At 64.5% G+C, this 924-nt stretch carries 3 protein-coding genes; all 3 read left to right on the plus strand.

Annotated elements, in window-relative coordinates; translation table 11 throughout:
* Positions 1-17 precede the first annotated feature (17 nt).
* On the plus strand, positions 18-395 hold the full coding sequence (locus EOC06_RS37120; RefSeq protein ID WP_095482560.1) for a TrbC/VirB2 family protein: 378 nt from the start codon (positions 18-20) through the stop codon (positions 393-395).
* Positions 388-687, plus strand: coding sequence for a conjugal transfer protein TrbD (locus tag EOC06_RS37125; RefSeq protein WP_095482561.1), 300 nt, complete (start codon positions 388-390; stop codon positions 685-687). Before EOC06_RS37120 ends, EOC06_RS37125 begins: the two co-directional genes overlap by 8 nt.
* Before the next feature lie 7 nt (positions 688-694).
* A partial coding sequence (locus EOC06_RS44575; RefSeq protein ID WP_245470421.1) for a hypothetical protein occupies positions 695-924 on the plus strand: 230 nt, incomplete at its 3' end.

The following is a 924-nucleotide window of genomic DNA, read 5'->3' on the forward strand; positions in this document are numbered from 1 at the left end:
GATCGATGAGGACAGCCATGTCGCGTAAGACACAAATCACTTGGGCCTTTGCGGCGCTGGCCGCCCTTTCTTGCGTCAGCCTGGCCGATCCGGCCCTTGCCTCTTCGGGCGGCGGCCTGCCCTGGGAATCTCCCCTGCAGCAGATCCAGCAGTCCATCACCGGTCCGGTGGCTGGCTTCATTGCGCTCGCCGCCGTCGCGATCGCCGGTGGCATGCTGATCTTCGGCGGCGAGCTCAACGACTTCGCGCGGCGGCTCGTCTATGTCGTGCTCGTCGCTGGCATCCTGCTCGGCGCCACTCAGATCGTCGCCCTGTTCGGCGCTACGGGCGCCTCGATCGGAGAGGCGCCGTCACAGGCCTCGATTGCAGCGGCAGGGGAGGGGGCCGATGGCTGAGTCAGGCGCCAATCTCGCGCGCTCGCGCGTGCACAGAGCGCTTTCGCGCCCCAACCTCCTCATGGGAGCAGACCGGGAACTGGTTCTGCTTACCGGCCTCGCTTCGGTGATCCTGATCTTCGTCGTGCTGACCTGGTATGCCGCGCTCTTCGGCGTCGCGATCTGGCTGCTCGCCGTCGCGGCCCTTCGCATGATGGCGAAGTCCGATCCCATGATGCGGCGGGTTTACATCCGTCACATCTCGTACAAGCCGTACTATCGGGCCACATCGACGCCATGGCGCAGGTTTTGAGGCGCTCATGGTCGCACTCAAGACTTTCCGCCAATCTGGACCATCCTTCGCCGATCTCGTTCCCTACGCAGGTCTCGTCGACAACGGCGTGATCCTGCTGAAGGACGGTTCGCTGATGGCCGGCTGGTATTTTGCCGGCCCCGACAGTGAGAGTTCGACGGACGCCGAGCGCAACGAGGTCTCGCGGCAGATCAACACCATTCTCGCGCGCCTTGGATCGGGGTGGATGATCCAGGT

It is taken from the genome of Mesorhizobium sp. M7A.F.Ca.MR.362.00.0.0 (assembly GCF_004023175.1).
Taxonomy (GTDB): domain Bacteria; phylum Pseudomonadota; class Alphaproteobacteria; order Rhizobiales; family Rhizobiaceae; genus Mesorhizobium.